The sequence below is a fragment of the Mycobacterium szulgai genome (assembly GCF_002116635.1).
GTDB classification, from domain to species: domain Bacteria; phylum Actinomycetota; class Actinomycetes; order Mycobacteriales; family Mycobacteriaceae; genus Mycobacterium; species Mycobacterium szulgai.
In genome coordinates, this window is sequence record NZ_LQPW01000007.1 from 39,217 (window position 1) to 54,205 (window position 14,989).

Here is a 14,989-nt window from a genome sequence, read left to right on the forward strand (position 1 = left end):
TAGACTAGGCGGATGTCGAGTCCCGGGGGCAGGTCGAGGATCTCCGACCGTGACATCGCCGCCATCCGCGAAGGGGCCCGCATCGAGGATGTCGTCGGCGACTACGTCCAATTGCGGCGCGCCGGGGCGGACTCACTCAAGGGCCTTTGCCCGTTCCATAACGAGAAGTCGCCGTCGTTTCACGTGCGGCCCAACCACGGCCACTTCCACTGCTTCGGCTGCGGCGAAGGCGGCGACGTGTATGCGTTCATCCAGAAGATCGAGCACGTCAGCTTCGTCGAGGCGGTCGAATTATTGGCCGACCGGATCGGCCACACCATCAGCTACACCGGTTCGGCTACCAGCGTGCAGCGTGACCGCGGTAGCCGCAGCCGGCTCATCGCCGCCAACGCGGCCGCGGCGGCGTTCTACGCCGATGAGCTCGAGTCCGACGAGGCGGGACCGGCCCGCAAGTATTTGACCGAGCGCAATTTCGACGCCGAGGCCGCCCGTCGGTTCGGCTGCGGGTTTGCTCCCTCCGGCTGGGACAAACTGACAAAACACCTGCAGCGCAAAGGGTTTGAGTTCAAGGAATTGGAAGCCGCCGGCCTGTCCCGGCAGGGTCGTCGCGGCCCGATGGACAGGTTTCACCGGCGGCTGCTGTGGCCGATCCGCACCTCGGCCGGCGAGGTGATCGGGTTCGGGGCGCGGCGCCTGTTCGACGACGATCCGATGGAAGCGAAGTACGTCAATACACCAGAGACGCTGCTCTACAAGAAGTCGTCGGTGATGTTCGGCATCGATTTGGCCAAGCGTGACATCGCCAAGGGGCATCAAGCGGTGGTGGTCGAGGGCTACACCGACGTGATGGCGATGCATCTGGCCGGGGTCACCACCGCGGTCGCGTCATGCGGCACCGCGTTCGGCGACGAGCACCTGGCGATGCTGCGGCGGCTCATGATGGACGACAGTTTCTTCCGCGGCGAACTGATCTACGTTTTCGACGGCGACGCGGCCGGCCGTGCCGCCGCGCTGAAGGCCTTTGACGGCGAGCAGAACCTGGCCGGCCAGTCGTTTGTCGCGGTGGCCCCCGACGGCATGGATCCCTGCGACCTCAGGCTGAGGTCCGGCGACGGCGCGCTGCGCGACCTGGTGGCACGACGAACCCCGTTGTTCGAGTTCGCCATTCGGTCTGCGCTCGCCGAAATCGACCTCGACAGCGCCGAGGGCCGGGTGGCCGCGCTGCGCCGCTGTGTACCGATGGTCGGCCAGATCAAGGACCCGACTCTGCGCGACGAGTACGCGCGCCAGCTGGCCGGCTGGGTGGGTTGGGACGACGTCGCCCAGGTTATCGACCGGGTGCGCGGGGAGGCCAAGAAACCCCGAGGCGGGCCGGTATCGAAGGCGCCGCGGCGTGCGGCGCAGGATGCCGCTCAGGGGGCCCGGGCCGAACGCGGAGCCGAACCCGGGCCCGCCCGTCCGGATCCGAGAGATCTCACGCTGTGGCCGCAGCGAGAGGCGCTCAAATCGGCGTTGCAATACCCGGCGCTGGCCGGCCCGGTGTTCGACACCCTGACCGTGGAGAGCTTCACCCACCCGGGGTATGCGGCGGTGCGCGCGGCCATCGAAGCGGCGGGCGGTACCTCGACCGGTGTCACCGGCGCCGAGTGGATCGAGGCGGTGCGCCAGCAGACCCAATCCGCTTTGACCGCGGGCCTGATCAATGAGTTGGGAGTCGAGGCGGTCCAGGTCGAGGACGAGAAACTGCCGCGCTACATCGCCGGGGTGCTGGCCAGGCTGCAGGAGGTCTGGATGGGCCGGCAGATCGCCGAGGTGAAATCCAAGCTGCAGCGCATGTCGCCGATCGAACAGGGCGACGAGTACCACGCGCTGTTCGGTGATCTGGTCGCCATGGAGGCCTATCGGCGCAGCCTGTTAGAGCAGGCCAGTGGCGACGATCTGACTGCCTGAGGCCTCAGTTTGCGGTGTTGGCCTGCGGCTCGGCCGCGTGCACGACTGGCCGTTCGATTACAGACGTCTGTTCGTCGATCTCGGTTAGCGTCACAAACCCCGCATCGGGTGAAATCCGGTTCGCGATCTTGCGACGCCCGCCTTCGATCATCGATCTGGCTATCGGACTGCTGGTGAGAGCGCGGTACGTGCCGGAGATCTGCTCGTAGCGGCGACGCCCGGCCTTTGTCCCCAGCACGTAACCCAGCCCAAGCACGGCGACATACCCGATCAAAACGGTCCCCTCCGACTAACAGTGCGGTTGGCTCCATCCTGCCTCATGCGGCGCCGTCGGGCAGGATCAGGCAGCCTTGGAGTCGCTTCCGGCCGGGCCTAGTTGGGTCTGGCCGTGCCAGTACGCTAGAGTCGTCCCGCGATCTGCGTCAGCGTTCGCATGGACTAGCAGTCCCCTGTAGCTCAACTGGCAGAGCATTCGGCTGTTAACCGAAGGGTTGAAGGTTCGAGTCCTTCCGGGGGAGCAGGTATTCGCGCATCGGCATCACCCAATCTCCCCATTACATCCGGCCCCATCGCATCCGGTCTGGGCGAGCAATAACGCCTGTTGCTCGGCGGCCCGCACGATCGAGCCGGCCGTCAGAAAAGCGGGTCTGTCGCGGTCTGCGGCGTCCACTGGAAGGTGGGCGGCGCACCGCAGCACCATCACGGCGAGCGCGCTGTAGGTCCCATACGGGACGACGAGCAGGTTCGCCCGAGCCTGCCGGCCGGTGAGCGTCATGATGTGCTGACGCTTGTGTTCCCAGCCTCGTGCGTTGAAGTCGGGTGGCCGTTGCAGCGGCGGCCAATTGACGTTGATCGAGTCGATGTCGCCGAGCAAAGGAGTCAGCACCCCAACGAGTTCGGGAAGTTCATTGGTGATGCGGTCGGCGCGTGGCCACCAGGCTCCGTCGATTTCTCGGCCGAGTTCACTTGCCACCGAAAGCCGAATGGGGTCGGTCCGGCGCCGGATTCCGATGGATCGCGTCATGGGACATAGCGCTTTCGGCTTCGACGGCATTCGATCTCGGACGGGCGCGCGATGGTCACGGCTGGACGGGCCACGGGGCGGTTCCTTCCCGGTTGGCAACTACTGCACCGCGGGCGCGGGGCAACGGAGGAATCACATTGCCCGTGGATGTCAGCCGCTTCGATCGCGGTGGACCACCGCTGACAACGAAACGGCTCGACCCTCACGCTACGCCACCAGGGGTGTTTCGGCGGTCTGATTACGCGGCCTGTTCTCAGGCGGTGCCGGCGCTAGCCCCACGCTGGGCGCGAAAATGGCAGCACCACAGTAGCTTTGGAGGGCAAGCCGGTGTCGGCGTGCGGCCCTGAAAGGTTCTGAACTTGCCCGCGTCACGACTTTGGGCCTAGCGGCCCCCAACTGCGGCGGACCCGGGTAGGGTGGCAGCAATCGGCGGTATCTCGCACGTGACTGTTCAAAGCCATGTCGTCGCTGATCACGATTGGCCTGTTGGCGGTCAAGATGGGAAGGCCCAACGCGTTCCGCAGCGGGTATGTCGACGGGGCATGGTCACCACACGGTTCCGATCTCATCCAGCATGCTGAAAATGGCCGCGGTGTTCGGAGCAATGACGAAAACGATTGAAGGACAGGACATATGGCCGCAGAGAGCTGGTGGGATGCACCCCAGATTCGCCCGTCGGAAATCCGGGTTGGTGACATCATCGGCACCACGCGACCGACCGATGAGCGATACACGGTCCGGATGATCAGCAGCCCGCAGAAGAGCCCAGGGCAGTGGACATTTTTCGGGCGCGACGATGTCGGGCGGCAGCACACCGGCACGTTCGGGGAAGATGAGTTGGTTCGCCGATACGTGAAGGCGTCCTGACGGGCCTGCGTCAACGCTGCGTGTGTTTCTCGCTCACGCCCGCTTAGCTATTACAGAGACGAGACCCGTATAACCTTCAAATCCGTCCGCATCAGGTTCGGGCACCACGGCCGGGATGGCGGCATGTCTCAAGACTGAAAATCCTTGAGCGCGGAGATAATCGAAGATGTCGTCTTGCGACAATTTGCATGCCGGGTATTTTTTACCTGAGACCAGCCAATAATCCGCGCCGGAGACGAATGACATGAAGATATGTCCACCGGGCTTCAGCAAGGTCAGAATATTCGCCATAACGCGTTCCCAATCCCGCCGGTCACTGGTGATGCCCTCGGCGACAAAATGCGAACCCACGAGATCGAACGAGTGGCGATACCGGTCCCCGATGGGATTCGAGTGGAATGCATCGCAGCGAAGATAGCGTGCGAGCTTCTGCTTAATGACGTTCGCGCGTGCTGTTACGGCGTCGGGTCCGCAGTTTTTGCGTTCGTAGCGGAGCGACGTTTCAATAAACGCTGACCAGTCGTAGCCCTCAGGACTATTCAAGGCCCAGGCGCGCACCTGGTCAAGATTGCTTTGCAGGTAGTCGCAGAATGTGATTCGATCACATGCCGCGGCGGTTGAGATGAGCTGGTAAATGGTCGGTCCGCCGCCAATCTCCACTGCGCTACCGCAGGGCTCTAGTAGTTCGGCGTTCTCGGCGCTGAATTTGAGCAATGCGTCATTTTCGCTCGAGATTTCTGAATAGTATTCAGCCAGATAAGCTTCGGGTGAGAAGCCGTCAAATACGCTCACCGTCCGGACTCCTAAACTTGAGATGTGATACTGGATTTCGCATACTGAAGCAGCCTCACTCCAGCGGCAGCCGGCCCCAAAGATTGCTTTCGACGTAAACTGCTCTACCGGTCTGTGTGTTTAGGTACCAGCTGCCTGTCTCGCCACATTCCCAGACTTCGTCTACTCGTTGAATATCTTGCTCCGGTTGATGTTGGGAAATCAAAGTTCTAACGGCATCGGTATCGGCAACCCGATACCATTGGCTTGGCTTATGGATCGCCCGGTAGGCATCCACCTGTCCGGTGGTTGCCGGAATTACCATAGCTCGATAGTCGACGCGGAGTTGTTCCATTCCGAGGCGGGTAATGCTGCGCAGCCATCGATCCCACGGTAAACCGTCGCGCCGACGGTGGTAAACGTAGTTGTTGAAATCGTATTCAGCGGTAGTCTGTTTATAATCAGAAAAGTCTGACGGCCGAAAATCGCTAATTATGTGTTGTATCCGCCCGGATCGCTTGGCGTAGTCTCTGAGTAACGCGATCAGGCGTGCCGGCAGCTTTTGTCCCCGCTGATCGGTCCGCACGCTGATCGCCATCAAGACGATGGTGTTGCCGTCGGGTTCGTAAGTATCCTCGAAAGTCCAATCATTTCCGGCAACGGTGTCCCAACTCTCGAGGGACGAAATATCGCCATGCCAATTGATCCGGTTCGTCCAAAGAGCGGCCGCGGGTGCCCCCTCAAGATCCCACGCTACGAATTGGCCTTCCGGAAATATCTCGTGGGGTCGCTGTAACTCCTTCGCGCTGCCCCACCTCTGCCACGGCGCCCAATTGGGTACTTCCAGGGTGCTATACAGCAGCTCAGCCAGACGTTCGGGTCTTTGCAACTTGCCAGCTGACATCCTTTGGCTCACATATTCGCCAAGACTCGAAATTGGTTGATCGCCGGGTCGGCGGCGCCGCGGATATGGCCGAATGGTGATGCGGCGGTGTCGCGGAGGAAATCCAACACCTCCTGGGTCAAGGTCTCGCCGGGTAGGACATTGGGGATGCCGGGCGGGTAAGCGGCGACTGCATCGGCTGAAATGCGGCCGACGGCCCGCTCGGCCGGGACTAGTTCGTCGGGCGCGAAATACGCATGACGCAAGGTGGTGGCCATGGGGCCGGGCTCCGGGAGGGTAATCGAGGCGCTGTGGGCCGCGCCTTGATCGGGCAAGTCGTGTAGGGCTTGGAGCAAGCGCGGGATGTCAGGAGCGGCGCCGGCACCGACGACGGCGACTACGGCGGAATCGGTGGCCATCTCGAGGTGGATCCGGTGCTGGTGGAAGAGGAGTTGGCGGGCTGCGTGTCCGCTGATTCCGCCGGCACGAGTGTCGATGGTGACTCTGAGTGGATCGATGGCGACCACTGCGGGACTGCGCAGGAATCGCTCGGACAAGTCGACGAAGCGGCCGTGTGCGGCGATTCCGGCGCGTAGTTCGGTGACCGCGTCCAGCGATCGCTGGATACGCTCGCGGCCGTGGACTGCCAAGGCGTGACGGGTGGCGTCGAGGCTCATCATCAACAAAGAACTGGCGCTGGTGGACTGCATCGACCGAAATGCGCGGTTCACCACAGGTTCCAGCTGCTCGGCAAAGCGGCCGTGGCCCAGGTGCAGCATCGCCGTCTGGGTCAGGCTCCCGCCCAGCTTATGTGTGCTGGAAATGACCAGGTCGGCTCCCGCCGATAGGGCATTGGCCGGTAACGCGGGGTGGAATCCGAAGTGTGGGCCCCAAGCTTGGTCCACGACTAGCGGCACATTGTGCGCAGAGGCCACCTCGGCCAACGCCGCCACATCGGCAACAGCCCCGAAGTAGCTTGGGGTTACCACGTAGACCGCCACCGCCTCCGGGTGCGTGTCCAACGTCGCGGCCAGCGCCTCTGGTCGAAGTCCGTGGGCGGCACCGACTTCCGCGTCCACCTCCGGATGGATGTAGTGGGGGCTCAGACCGCCCAGCATCATGCCGTCTATCACGCTTGAATGTACGGTTCTTTCGACCACGACATGTTCGCCGAGATGGCGCAGGGCTAAGCAGGCTACGAGGTTGCCCTTTGACGCGCCGTTGGTGAGGAACCACGTTCGCCTGGCTCCCCATGCCTGGGCCGCCAGCTGGACAGACTGCTGCAGTGCGGTCGGTGTCGGGCCTTGGTCGATGCCGTGGACCAGTGGTGCCACATCTAATTCCAGCACCTGCTCGCCAAGCAAGTCGGCAAGCTCTGGCTGCGCCAAAATCGATCCTCCGTGTCCGGGGACGACGAGCCGGAGATAGTCGACCTCCGAATACGCCTGGATCGCAGCGCAATACGGCATCGCCCACTGCGAGGCGTCTACCCCATTGGAAGCCTCCGGCCCATGACCGACCGGATGGTCAGATCCCTGCGTGGCTGTATCATCTTGCGGGGCAATGGGACTCGGCCCTGGCGCGAACAGCTGCGAAGCTACGTTCAGGCTCTGTTGGGAGCTGCCCGACCGGGTGCCATCGACGAACTTGTCCTCAATTTGCGTCATTGACAGTTTTCTCTCATTGAGACGGCGACCTGTGCGGCAGGTGCGGTCAACGTAGGCGCTGAAAATTTGCGATGTGAATGGGCGCCATGCACAAAGTTCGCAAGATTTCATGTGCACGGTGCTGAGAAAAACGCGCGCCTACAGGGCCTCGATCAGATCGAGCGACTGCCATTTCTCCGAACCAGCGCTGGTCAGGAGCAAACCTCTCAGTAGTCGCTACAACAAGTGGCGGGTCCCCCATTCCCGCATGGCTGCCACCTGGGCAGCGGTGCCGGTCGCGTGGTTCTCAGCGTCTCGGCTGGCCAGGTTCACCAACGCGCCGGCCAGCGCGAAAAGTGGGATTCGGTGTCGTTCGCTGGCAACGAGCAGCTCGCGGAACGCGGCATCAGTGCTGCAGCGGCGCCATCCGACAAGTATCCCAACCGCGGTGTCCAGAGCACGTGTGGTTTCCTCGCGGAAAAGTTTGAGTTGGTTGTCACTCTCGGCGTGATCGATCATCCGTCGCAGTCCTTCTGTCTATTGCCTTGGGCCAGCTGGCAGCTGTCGCTCAACGATGGCACCCTGCAGCGCTGCGCAGTTGGTAGCTCACGAGCGAAAATTATTGCGGCATAAGCGGATCAACGACAGCAACAGCCCGCCGCGATGCGGCGCGCAATAAAACCCGGGAGCAGAACCTGTTGCATGTTCTCACCCTAATTCAACGCGATCGGATTCGCGTGTTCGACTCTGATGAGCTTCAAATCTTTATCGCAGGCCTACTTTCGCGTAGAGCCCGCAGGCTCAGCCTGCCTCTGGGCTAGCGATGTGCGGCGAAATCCGGCGACTAGCGGATACATCTGGCAGCCCAGGCAGATCCCGAATGCCGCATTGAGGAACGCGGCGAAAAGTGCGAACGCCGTTGCGATCACGCCAAGCAGGGGCACCCCCGTCGCAAATCCAACGACTCCGATGACTGCGAAAACAAACCCGACCAATTGGGCGAACTTCAACGGCGGCACCGGTTCACGTTCGCTCGTCGGCGCCAGGCGCGGGGCCACCAGCTTGGCGAACAGCAAGCCGTACGGACTGTTGCGCGGCCCGCGCAGCGCGCTGATCCCGAAGACGATCGCTTGTGCGCCCAGGATCACCGCCGCCGCGGGAATGCTGAACACCGAGACAATCAAGGTCACCACCAGAACCGAGGTGGTGATCCACGCGGCGAATCGGGGACCGCGTACGTCTACCTGATCAGTTTGCAGTTCCGTGGACATGACATGGCTCCTTTGTTTGGTCACTGGCCGCTGGGACTGAGTGAGAGCAGCGCCGTGCGCAAGTCAGCGGCCTTGGGCACCCCGGCCGTGCGGTATCGCTGGCGCCCGTCTGCGTCGAAGATGAACGTAGTGGGCAGCGACAGCACTTGCAGTCGCTTGGCTGCGGCCGGATTGGCGTCGATGTCCAGCTCCACATGCGCTACGTCGGGCAGGTCGGCGCAAACCTGGTCCACCACCCGGCGCACCGTGGCGCACGGACCGCACCATTGCGCGCTGAAATGCAGCACCGTCGGCCCGGTGTCGGACAACCCAAGCTCCGACATATCGGGTTGCGCTGCCGGGTCGGATTCCCGCAAAACGCCCGAGCGCCGGTTGACGGCAACGCCGATCCCGGTGGCTCCAGCCAGTGCGGCGATGGTCGCGATGAGGACGACCACGAGGGTGCTCACAGGTGCTCCAACATAGGGCTAGATGGAAAAGTCCTCGCCGTGCCAGACGCCGGATTCCGGCGGGCGTATGACGCGCTCAGCACGGGGGCCGCCATTATGTGACTCCAGCCTGGTCACCCTGGTGAGCAGGGACTGCAAGCTGGCACCCACGAGGTCGGGCAGCGTCGAGTCGTCGTCGCGGGTGGGCGCCGGTCGGCTCACGACCTGCCCCGGCACCCCGACGACCACCGCGCTGGACGGAACCTCCTTGACCACGACGGCGTTGGCGCCGATCCGGCTGTCGTCGCCGATCTTGATCGGGCCCAAGACTTTGGCTCCAGCGCCGATAACGACCCGGTCCCCGACGGTGGGGTGGCGCTTGCCGCGTTCCCGCCCGGTGCCGCCGAGGGTGACGCCGTGAAAAAGCGTTACGTCGTCACCCACTTCGGCGGTTTCGCCGATTACCACGCCGGTCGCGTGATCGATGAACAGGCCGGAGCCGAGCTCGGCGCCGGGGTGGATCTCCACTCCCGTCACTATCCGGGTGAACTCGGTCACTAGCCGTGCGGCCAGCCTCGCGCCACGCAGCCAGAGCCAGTGGCTGATCCGGTGGCCCCACACCGCGTGCACGCCGGGATAGCAGAAGATCACTTCCAGCGCGGTGGGCCGCGCGGGATCTCGTTCCCGTGCCACCCGTATGTCGCGTCGTATCTCGGTCAACATGGCTAATCGCTCAAGTCAGCGAACAACATCGTGCTCAGGTATCGCTCGCCGAAGTCAGGGAGCACGACCACGATCAGCTTTCCGGCGTTCTCCGGCCGGCGCGCGAGCTGCAGCGCTGCCGACACAGCCGCACCCGAGGAGATGCCCACCAGTAGGCCCTCCTCACGGGCCAGCCGCCGGGCCAGCTCGAGCGCCTCTTCGTTTCCGACGGTGATGACCTCGTCGACCAAACCCAGGTCCAGCACCGGCGGAATGAAGCCGGCGCCGATGCCCTGGATCGGGTGCGGTCCCTTCTGACCGCCGGACAGCACCGGCGACGCGGCGGGCTCAACGGCGACGAACTGCACCGACGGCTTGCGCTCCTTGATCACCTGGGCGACGCCGGTGATGGTGCCGCCCGTGCCGATGCCGGACACGAAGATGTCGATCTTGCCGTCGGTGTCTTTCCACACCTCTTCCGCCGTTGTGAGGGCGTGCACGGCCGGGTTGGCCAGGTTCTCGAATTGCTGGGGGATGAAATACCGGTCGTCGGTCTTAGCCAGTTCTTCGGCCTTGGCGATGGCGCCCGCCATGCCGTCAGTACCGGGCGTCAGGATGACCTCGGCGCCGTAGGCGCGCAACAACATTCGTCGCTCGATGCTCATCGTTTCCGGCATGGTCAACACGCACTTGTAGCCGCGCGCGGCGGCCACCATCGCCAGCGCAATCCCCGTGTTCCCGCTCGTCGGCTCGAGGATGATGGTGTCCGGCTTGATCAGGCCGGCTTTCTCGCCGGCGTCGATCATCGCCACGCCGATGCGGTCTTTCACACTGCCGGCGGGATTGAAGGATTCCAGCTTGGCAACCACGTCGGCCACCGCGCCGTCGGTAACCCGGCGCAGCCGGACCAGCGGCGTGTTCCCGATCAGTTGGGTGATGTTCTCCGCGATAGTCATCTGCCTTCTTTCGCCAAAGTCCAGCTGATCTCGAATTCGATGGTCACGTCTGTCGGCACGGCCAGCGCCACCGGTGTGAACCGCTGTGGCGCCCCGTCCAACGCCACCCCGGTCAAAACTCTTCCGACAATGGTGTGTGGAGTGGTTGCGGTCAATGTTATTGCCGTTGTACCCGGGGCGCGTCGCAGGTAAAACTCGGTACCCGGATGCACTGTGTCGTTGATGACGAAGCCGTCGGCGTCGACGAGCGCATGATCTTCGCCCACGGTGAGATTCAATGGCACCCGCACCTGGAAGGGACCGACGAGATCGGAATCGGCGGTCGCGTCCGTCGCGATGAGCTGGGGTTCCTCGGTATTGCGGACCGCTCGGTGGGCGCCGGCCAGCAAATAGTTGTAGAGGTGCACGACGCGGTCGGCGTTGCGGTAGTGGCGGGTGCTGGTGAGCCAGAAGTCGACGTGGTCGATGGCGGGGGCCGCTCCCGGGGTGGTGCTGATCAGTCGGTAGTAGCGATAGCCGCGTCCGCCCTGGCCATGGCTGCTGGTCGACAGGGTGCTGCCGACACCGAGCGTGCGTTGATAGCGACCTTTGCCGGCGTCGGTGGTCAGTTGTGAGCCCGAGACGTCGGACCAGACCTGGCCATCCGTGGACTTCTGCAGCTTCATGGTGACCGCGGTATCGGCGGCCGCCCACAGCGAGTAACCGCCCAGTTGCGGCTGGCCATCGAACTCGAAGGTCAGCACCGCTGCGGGCCCGCGCCGTACCGCGCTAGGGGCGTTGAGCGGCCGGGTGTCCAGGGCCATGCCGTTGGTCAGATACCAGATCGCGGCCTGCGTCCCGGCTATGGCCTCGTGCTCGCTGATGTTCGCCGGTCCCAAGGGGTAGCCGGCCTCGCGGAGCTGACGGCTTAGCTCGGAAAGGGAACGCATCGGGAAGGAGTGGCGCAGGATCCACGCCACTTCGGCCTCGCTGCCGCGGGTGAGCAGGTGCGGTAGCGCTGACCAGCTGCCCAGGTTGTAGCGCGATGGCTGGTATGGCGCGATCCCGGTGAAATCCAGCGAGTAGGCCTGCAGGTTGGGGTTCAGCCGGATCAGGTCGGTGCGCGCACAAGTGCCGTCGGCGAACACGATCTTGTCGACGGTGTGGGAATAGGTGCCGCCCCGGTAGCGGGTCATGCGAGCCAATTCGGTGACGGGCCGGACATGGACGCGGTGGCGGGCCGCCACCGGCGCCGGGGCATGAGTGGGTACAGCAAGGACAGTCATGGGTGGTTGATCTTCCTGAGAATTGAGTTCGCGCGGCTCGATGTCGCGAAGCGACAGGCGCGCGGGGACTTCTAGGTCAGACGGGCCAGGAAATCAACAACAGCAACAACAACAGAACGCGGCGAGGCAGCGCGAGGGGACGTAGCGCGGCTGAACGGCCTGTTGCATGGACCCAACTATAGGGCATTACCGCAATCTGCCGGTTTGCTCATAGCTGATTTAAACCATTTGCCCAGGTGTAAGGGGTCGCATACGCTCGGCGCGCGTCGGCAGACGCCGTGTTGCCGGTCTTGTTGCACAATGGCTCTGCCCGACACCCCGCTTACCACTCGGTATTGACTTCATTACGCATGGAAGGACCTCGATGACCTCGCCTCAAAATGGGCCTCAAAATGGGCCTCAAAACGAGTCACAGGCACTCGGCGACCTCGCGGCCAGACAGCTTGCCAACGCGACGAAGACCGTTCCGCAGCTGTCGACGATCACCCCGCGGTTCCTGCTGCATTTGCTCAGCTGGGTGCCGGTCGAGGCCGGTATCTATCGGGTGAACCGCGTGGTCAATCCGGAACAGGTCGCGGTCAAGGCCGAGGCGGGTGCCCTCACTGATGAACCGCTGCCCGAGACCTACGTCGACTACGAGACCAGCCCGCGCGAGTACACGCTGCGTTCCATCTCGACCCTGCTCGACGTGCACACCCGGGTTTCTGACCTCTACTCCAGCCCGCACGACCAGATCACCCAGCAGCTGCGGCTGACCATCGAGACGATCAAGGAGCGCCAGGAGTCCGAACTGGTAAACAGCCCCGAATACGGGCTGCTGGCGCAGGCGACGCCGGAGCAAACCATTCAAACGCTGGGCGGCGCGCCCACACCCGACGACCTCGACGCGTTGATCACCAAGGTCTGGAAGACGCCCAGTTTCTTCCTGACGCACCCGCTGGGCATCGCGGCTTTCGGCCGCGAGGCGACTTACCGCGGCGTGCCGCCGCCAGTGGTCAACCTCTTCGGCGCTCAATTCATCACCTGGCGCGGCATTCCGTTGATCCCGTCGGACAAGGTTCCGGTCGAGGACGGCAAGACGAAGTTCATCCTGGTGCGCACCGGCGAGGAGCGACAGGGCGTGGTGGGGTTGTTCCAGCCTGGTCTCGTCGGCGAACAGGCACCGGGGTTGTCGGTGCGGTTCACCGGGATCAACAAGTCGGCGATCGCGACCTACCTCGTCACCCTGTACACGTCCTTGGCTGTCCTCACTGACGACGCGCTTGCCGTGCTCGACGACGTCGCTGTGGACCAGTTCCATGAGTACAAGTGAGTACCGGTCGGTAGACGCCGAAAGCGACCTGCCCGTCAGCGCGGCGGAGCTGGCCGCGCTGGCCGGCCAGCTGTACGCGGCCAGCATCAGGCCGGGGTTGGATAGTCCGCCACAGACAGCACCGGTCGCGCCGCGGGGCAACGTGCCCGATACGACGGCCGCGACATCGGTTGGACGGACCGCGGCCGGTACCTCCGACCCACTCACAGCCGGCGTTCCGGCTATCGCCTATTCCGACGTCTACCTGCCAGCGCCGACCTCGCCGGGCCCCGAGCCTGTGCCACCGCAGACGGTGCCGGTGGCGCCGCGGGGCAACGTGCCGGACACGACGGCGGGTCCGTCGGCAGGCGCGGCAGCCGCCGCGGTGGCCGATCCCTTCGTGCCGCCGGGTGTCGGTGATCTGACCGCTTTCGCGGTTCCGACGTCGGGCATCGTGCCGACGGCGCCGGGAGTCCTGGCCGGGGCCGGGCCAGGTGGGCCGACGGTTCCAGTGGCGCCGCGTGGTTCGGCTCCAGGCTGGCTGCCTGGGGCGCCGTCCGTCGGTGATCTCGGCTGGTCTGACGCGCCTGCGATGCCGCCGCACGGTGACGAGGCCTACTACTACTTCCTGAACAAGCCTGAGCCGGTGCCGCAGTTGCGCGACGATCATGAGGTTTTCGACGTCAACGCGATTCGGGCCGACTTTCCGATCCTGCAGGAGACGGTCAACGGCAAACCACTGATCTGGTTCGACAACGCCGCCACCACGCAGAAGCCGCAGGTGGTGATCGACCGGCTGGCCCACTTCTATGCCCACGAGAACTCCAACATCCACCGCGCGGCACACGAATTGGCGGCCCGGGCTACCGATGCCTACGAAGAGGCCCGCGAAACGGTGCGGCGGTTCATCGGTGCGTCGAAGGCCGAGCAGAACATCTTCGTGCGCGGTACCACCGAGGCGATCAATCTCGTGGCGTACGCATGGGGCGGCAAGCATCTGCGCCCGGGCGACGAGATCGTCATCACCCATCTCGAACACCACGCCAATATCGTTCCCTGGCAGCTGATTTCGCAGCAGACCGGCGCAGTGCTCAAGGTGGCGCCGGTGGACGAGGCGGGCAACCTGCTGCTCTCCGAATTCGAGGACCTGCTCGGGCCGAAGACGAAACTGGTTGCCGCGACACAGGTTTCGAATGCGCTGGGTACCGTGACGCCGGTGGGCAAGATCGTCGAACTGGGACACCGCTACGGCGCGCGAGTGCTGATCGACGGAGCCCAATCGATTCCGCACCTGCCCATAAACGTCGCGGAACTCGGCGTTGATTTCTTTGTGTTCTCCGGGCACAAGATATACGGCCCCACCGGAATCGGCGTGCTCTACGGGTCTGAGGAGGCCTTGGCCGAGACACCACCCTGGCAGGGGGGCGGCAACATGATCGCCGACGTCACCCTGGAGCGGTCGCTTTATCAAGGGCTGCCCAACAAGTTCGAGGCGGGCACCGGCAACATCGCCGACGCCGTCGGACTCGGCGAGGCGCTGCGCTATGTCGAGCGGGTGGGCATCGAACGCATCGCCGCCTACGAGCACGCGCTACTGGATTACGCAACGCCACGACTGGCCGACATCCCCGGAGTGCGTCTGGTGGGCACGGCCGACGAAAAGGCCAGTGTGCTGTCATTCGTGCTGGCCGGACACGAGCCGCTAGAGGTGGGCAAGGCGCTCAACGCCGAAGGTATCGCGGTGCGGGCCGGACACCACTGTGCCCAGCCGATTCTGCGTCGATACGGCCTGGAGGCCACGGTCCGTCCCTCGTTCGCGTTCTATAACACCTTTGCCGAGATCGACGTCTTCCTGCGGGCGGTGCGCCGCATCGCCGAGGGTGGCACCAACGTCGGGTAATCGACTGCGCGCTTACTGAATCGAGTGTGCACGTA

The 14,989-nt window shown here is 63.9% G+C and carries 16 protein-coding genes and 1 tRNA gene; 6 read left to right on the top strand and 11 right to left on the bottom strand.

All coding sequences use genetic code 11. The annotated features are described in order from the left end of the window. The first annotated feature begins 12 nt into the window (after window positions 1-12). On the top strand, window positions 13-1,950 hold the full coding sequence (gene dnaG, locus AWC27_RS01670; RefSeq protein ID WP_085668895.1) for a DNA primase: 1,938 nt from the start codon (window positions 13-15) through the stop codon (window positions 1,948-1,950). 4 nt (window positions 1,951-1,954) lie between these two features. Here dnaG and AWC27_RS01675 read toward each other — a convergent pair whose 3' ends face one another. Next, the gene (locus tag AWC27_RS01675) at window positions 1,955-2,224 is read right to left on the bottom strand and encodes a hypothetical protein (RefSeq protein ID WP_085668896.1); all 270 of its coding nucleotides are present in this window, start codon (window positions 2,222-2,224) and stop codon (window positions 1,955-1,957) included. Window positions 2,225-2,395: 171 nt separating this feature from the next. Here AWC27_RS01675 and AWC27_RS01680 point away from each other — a divergent pair. Further along, window positions 2,396-2,468: transfer RNA gene (locus AWC27_RS01680), tRNA-Asn, on the top strand. Between the two features lie 20 nt (window positions 2,469-2,488). Here the strand turns inward: AWC27_RS01680 and AWC27_RS01685 are convergent. After that, on the bottom strand, window positions 2,489-2,974 hold the full coding sequence (locus AWC27_RS01685; RefSeq protein WP_085668897.1) for a DUF5994 family protein: 486 nt from the start codon (window positions 2,972-2,974) through the stop codon (window positions 2,489-2,491). Between the two features lie 459 nt (window positions 2,975-3,433). Here AWC27_RS01685 and AWC27_RS30765 point away from each other — a divergent pair, with 459 nt between their 5' ends. Together AWC27_RS30765 and AWC27_RS01690 are read left to right on the top strand one after the other, a co-directional pair. After that, entirely contained in the window at window positions 3,434-3,595 is a 162-nt protein-coding gene (locus AWC27_RS30765) for a hypothetical protein (protein WP_169726688.1), read from the top strand. A gap of 12 nt (window positions 3,596-3,607) precedes the next feature. Next, a complete protein-coding gene (locus AWC27_RS01690; protein ID WP_085668898.1) occupies window positions 3,608-3,841 on the top strand; it encodes a hypothetical protein in 234 nt (77 codons plus the stop codon). Between the two features lie 33 nt (window positions 3,842-3,874). Here AWC27_RS01690 and gntF read toward each other — a convergent pair whose 3' ends face one another. The 9 genes from gntF to AWC27_RS01735 form a co-directional block, all read right to left on the bottom strand. Then, the gene (gene gntF, locus AWC27_RS01695) at window positions 3,875-4,633 is read right to left on the bottom strand and encodes a guanitoxin biosynthesis pre-guanitoxin forming N-methyltransferase GntF (RefSeq protein WP_169726689.1); all 759 of its coding nucleotides are present in this window, start codon (window positions 4,631-4,633) and stop codon (window positions 3,875-3,877) included. 55 nt (window positions 4,634-4,688) lie between these two features. Further along, the gene (locus tag AWC27_RS01700) at window positions 4,689-5,516 is read right to left on the bottom strand and encodes a hypothetical protein (protein ID WP_085668900.1); all 828 of its coding nucleotides are present in this window, start codon (window positions 5,514-5,516) and stop codon (window positions 4,689-4,691) included. A gap of 8 nt (window positions 5,517-5,524) precedes the next feature. Beyond that, on the bottom strand, window positions 5,525-7,162 hold the full coding sequence (locus tag AWC27_RS32555; RefSeq protein ID WP_085668901.1) for an aminotransferase class I/II-fold pyridoxal phosphate-dependent enzyme: 1,638 nt from the start codon (window positions 7,160-7,162) through the stop codon (window positions 5,525-5,527). A 216-nt stretch (window positions 7,163-7,378) separates the two neighbouring features. After that, entirely contained in the window at window positions 7,379-7,660 is a 282-nt protein-coding gene (locus AWC27_RS01710; RefSeq protein WP_085668902.1) for an ANTAR domain-containing protein, read from the bottom strand. 257 nt (window positions 7,661-7,917) lie between these two features. Then, entirely contained in the window at window positions 7,918-8,412 is a 495-nt protein-coding gene (locus AWC27_RS01715; protein ID WP_085668903.1) for a DUF4395 domain-containing protein, read from the bottom strand. 20 nt (window positions 8,413-8,432) lie between these two features. Then, window positions 8,433-8,861, bottom strand: a complete 429-nt coding sequence (locus AWC27_RS01720; protein ID WP_085668904.1) for a thioredoxin family protein — start codon at window positions 8,859-8,861, stop codon at window positions 8,433-8,435. Between the two features lie 18 nt (window positions 8,862-8,879). Next, a complete protein-coding gene (gene cysE / locus AWC27_RS01725) occupies window positions 8,880-9,563 on the bottom strand; it encodes a serine O-acetyltransferase (protein ID WP_085668905.1) in 684 nt (227 codons plus the stop codon). 2 nt (window positions 9,564-9,565) lie between these two features. Then, entirely contained in the window at window positions 9,566-10,498 is a 933-nt protein-coding gene (gene cysK, locus AWC27_RS01730; RefSeq protein WP_085668906.1) for a cysteine synthase A, read from the bottom strand. Next, window positions 10,495-11,763 (bottom strand): TQXA domain-containing protein, encoded by a 1,269-nt coding sequence (locus tag AWC27_RS01735; RefSeq protein WP_085668907.1) that lies wholly within the window; start codon window positions 11,761-11,763, stop codon window positions 10,495-10,497. The genes cysK and AWC27_RS01735 overlap by 4 nt, the downstream gene beginning before the upstream one ends. Before the next feature lie 364 nt (window positions 11,764-12,127). Here AWC27_RS01735 and AWC27_RS01740 point away from each other — a divergent pair, with 364 nt between their 5' ends. Next, on the top strand, window positions 12,128-13,075 hold the full coding sequence (locus AWC27_RS01740) for a family 2A encapsulin nanocompartment shell protein (protein ID WP_085668908.1): 948 nt from the start codon (window positions 12,128-12,130) through the stop codon (window positions 13,073-13,075). Continuing rightward, window positions 13,062-14,954 carry a family 2A encapsulin nanocompartment cargo protein cysteine desulfurase gene (locus AWC27_RS01745; RefSeq protein WP_085668909.1) on the top strand — a complete coding sequence of 631 codons (1,893 nt, stop codon included), beginning with the start codon at window positions 13,062-13,064 and terminating at the stop codon, window positions 14,952-14,954. Before AWC27_RS01740 ends, AWC27_RS01745 begins: the two co-directional genes overlap by 14 nt. The last annotated feature ends 35 nt before the right edge of the window (window positions 14,955-14,989 follow it).

What these genes read in the sequence shown, in the direction of transcription:
- dnaG (WP_085668895.1), top strand. Translation starts at nt 13, where the DNA reads ATGTCGAGTCCCGGGGGCAGGTCGAGGATCTCCGACCGTGACATCGCC.
- AWC27_RS01700 (WP_085668900.1), bottom strand. Translation starts at nt 5,516, where the DNA reads ATGTCAGCTGGCAAGTTGCAAAGACCCGAACGTCTGGCTGAGCTGCTG.
- AWC27_RS30765 (WP_169726688.1), top strand. Translation starts at nt 3,434, where the DNA reads ATGTCGTCGCTGATCACGATTGGCCTGTTGGCGGTCAAGATGGGAAGG.
- AWC27_RS01715 (WP_085668903.1), bottom strand. Translation starts at nt 8,412, where the DNA reads ATGTCCACGGAACTGCAAACTGATCAGGTAGACGTACGCGGTCCCCGA.
- AWC27_RS01735 (WP_085668907.1), bottom strand. Translation starts at nt 11,763, where the DNA reads ATGACTGTCCTTGCTGTACCCACTCATGCCCCGGCGCCGGTGGCGGCC.
- cysE (WP_085668905.1), bottom strand. Translation starts at nt 9,563, where the DNA reads ATGTTGACCGAGATACGACGCGACATACGGGTGGCACGGGAACGAGAT.
- AWC27_RS01690 (WP_085668898.1), top strand. Translation starts at nt 3,608, where the DNA reads ATGGCCGCAGAGAGCTGGTGGGATGCACCCCAGATTCGCCCGTCGGAA.
- AWC27_RS01745 (WP_085668909.1), top strand. Translation starts at nt 13,062, where the DNA reads ATGAGTACAAGTGAGTACCGGTCGGTAGACGCCGAAAGCGACCTGCCC.
- AWC27_RS32555 (WP_085668901.1), bottom strand. Translation starts at nt 7,162, where the DNA reads ATGACGCAAATTGAGGACAAGTTCGTCGATGGCACCCGGTCGGGCAGC.
- AWC27_RS01740 (WP_085668908.1), top strand. Translation starts at nt 12,128, where the DNA reads ATGACCTCGCCTCAAAATGGGCCTCAAAATGGGCCTCAAAACGAGTCA.
- AWC27_RS01685 (WP_085668897.1), bottom strand. Translation starts at nt 2,974, where the DNA reads ATGACGCGATCCATCGGAATCCGGCGCCGGACCGACCCCATTCGGCTT.
- cysK (WP_085668906.1), bottom strand. Translation starts at nt 10,498, where the DNA reads ATGACTATCGCGGAGAACATCACCCAACTGATCGGGAACACGCCGCTG.
- AWC27_RS01710 (WP_085668902.1), bottom strand. Translation starts at nt 7,660, where the DNA reads ATGATCGATCACGCCGAGAGTGACAACCAACTCAAACTTTTCCGCGAG.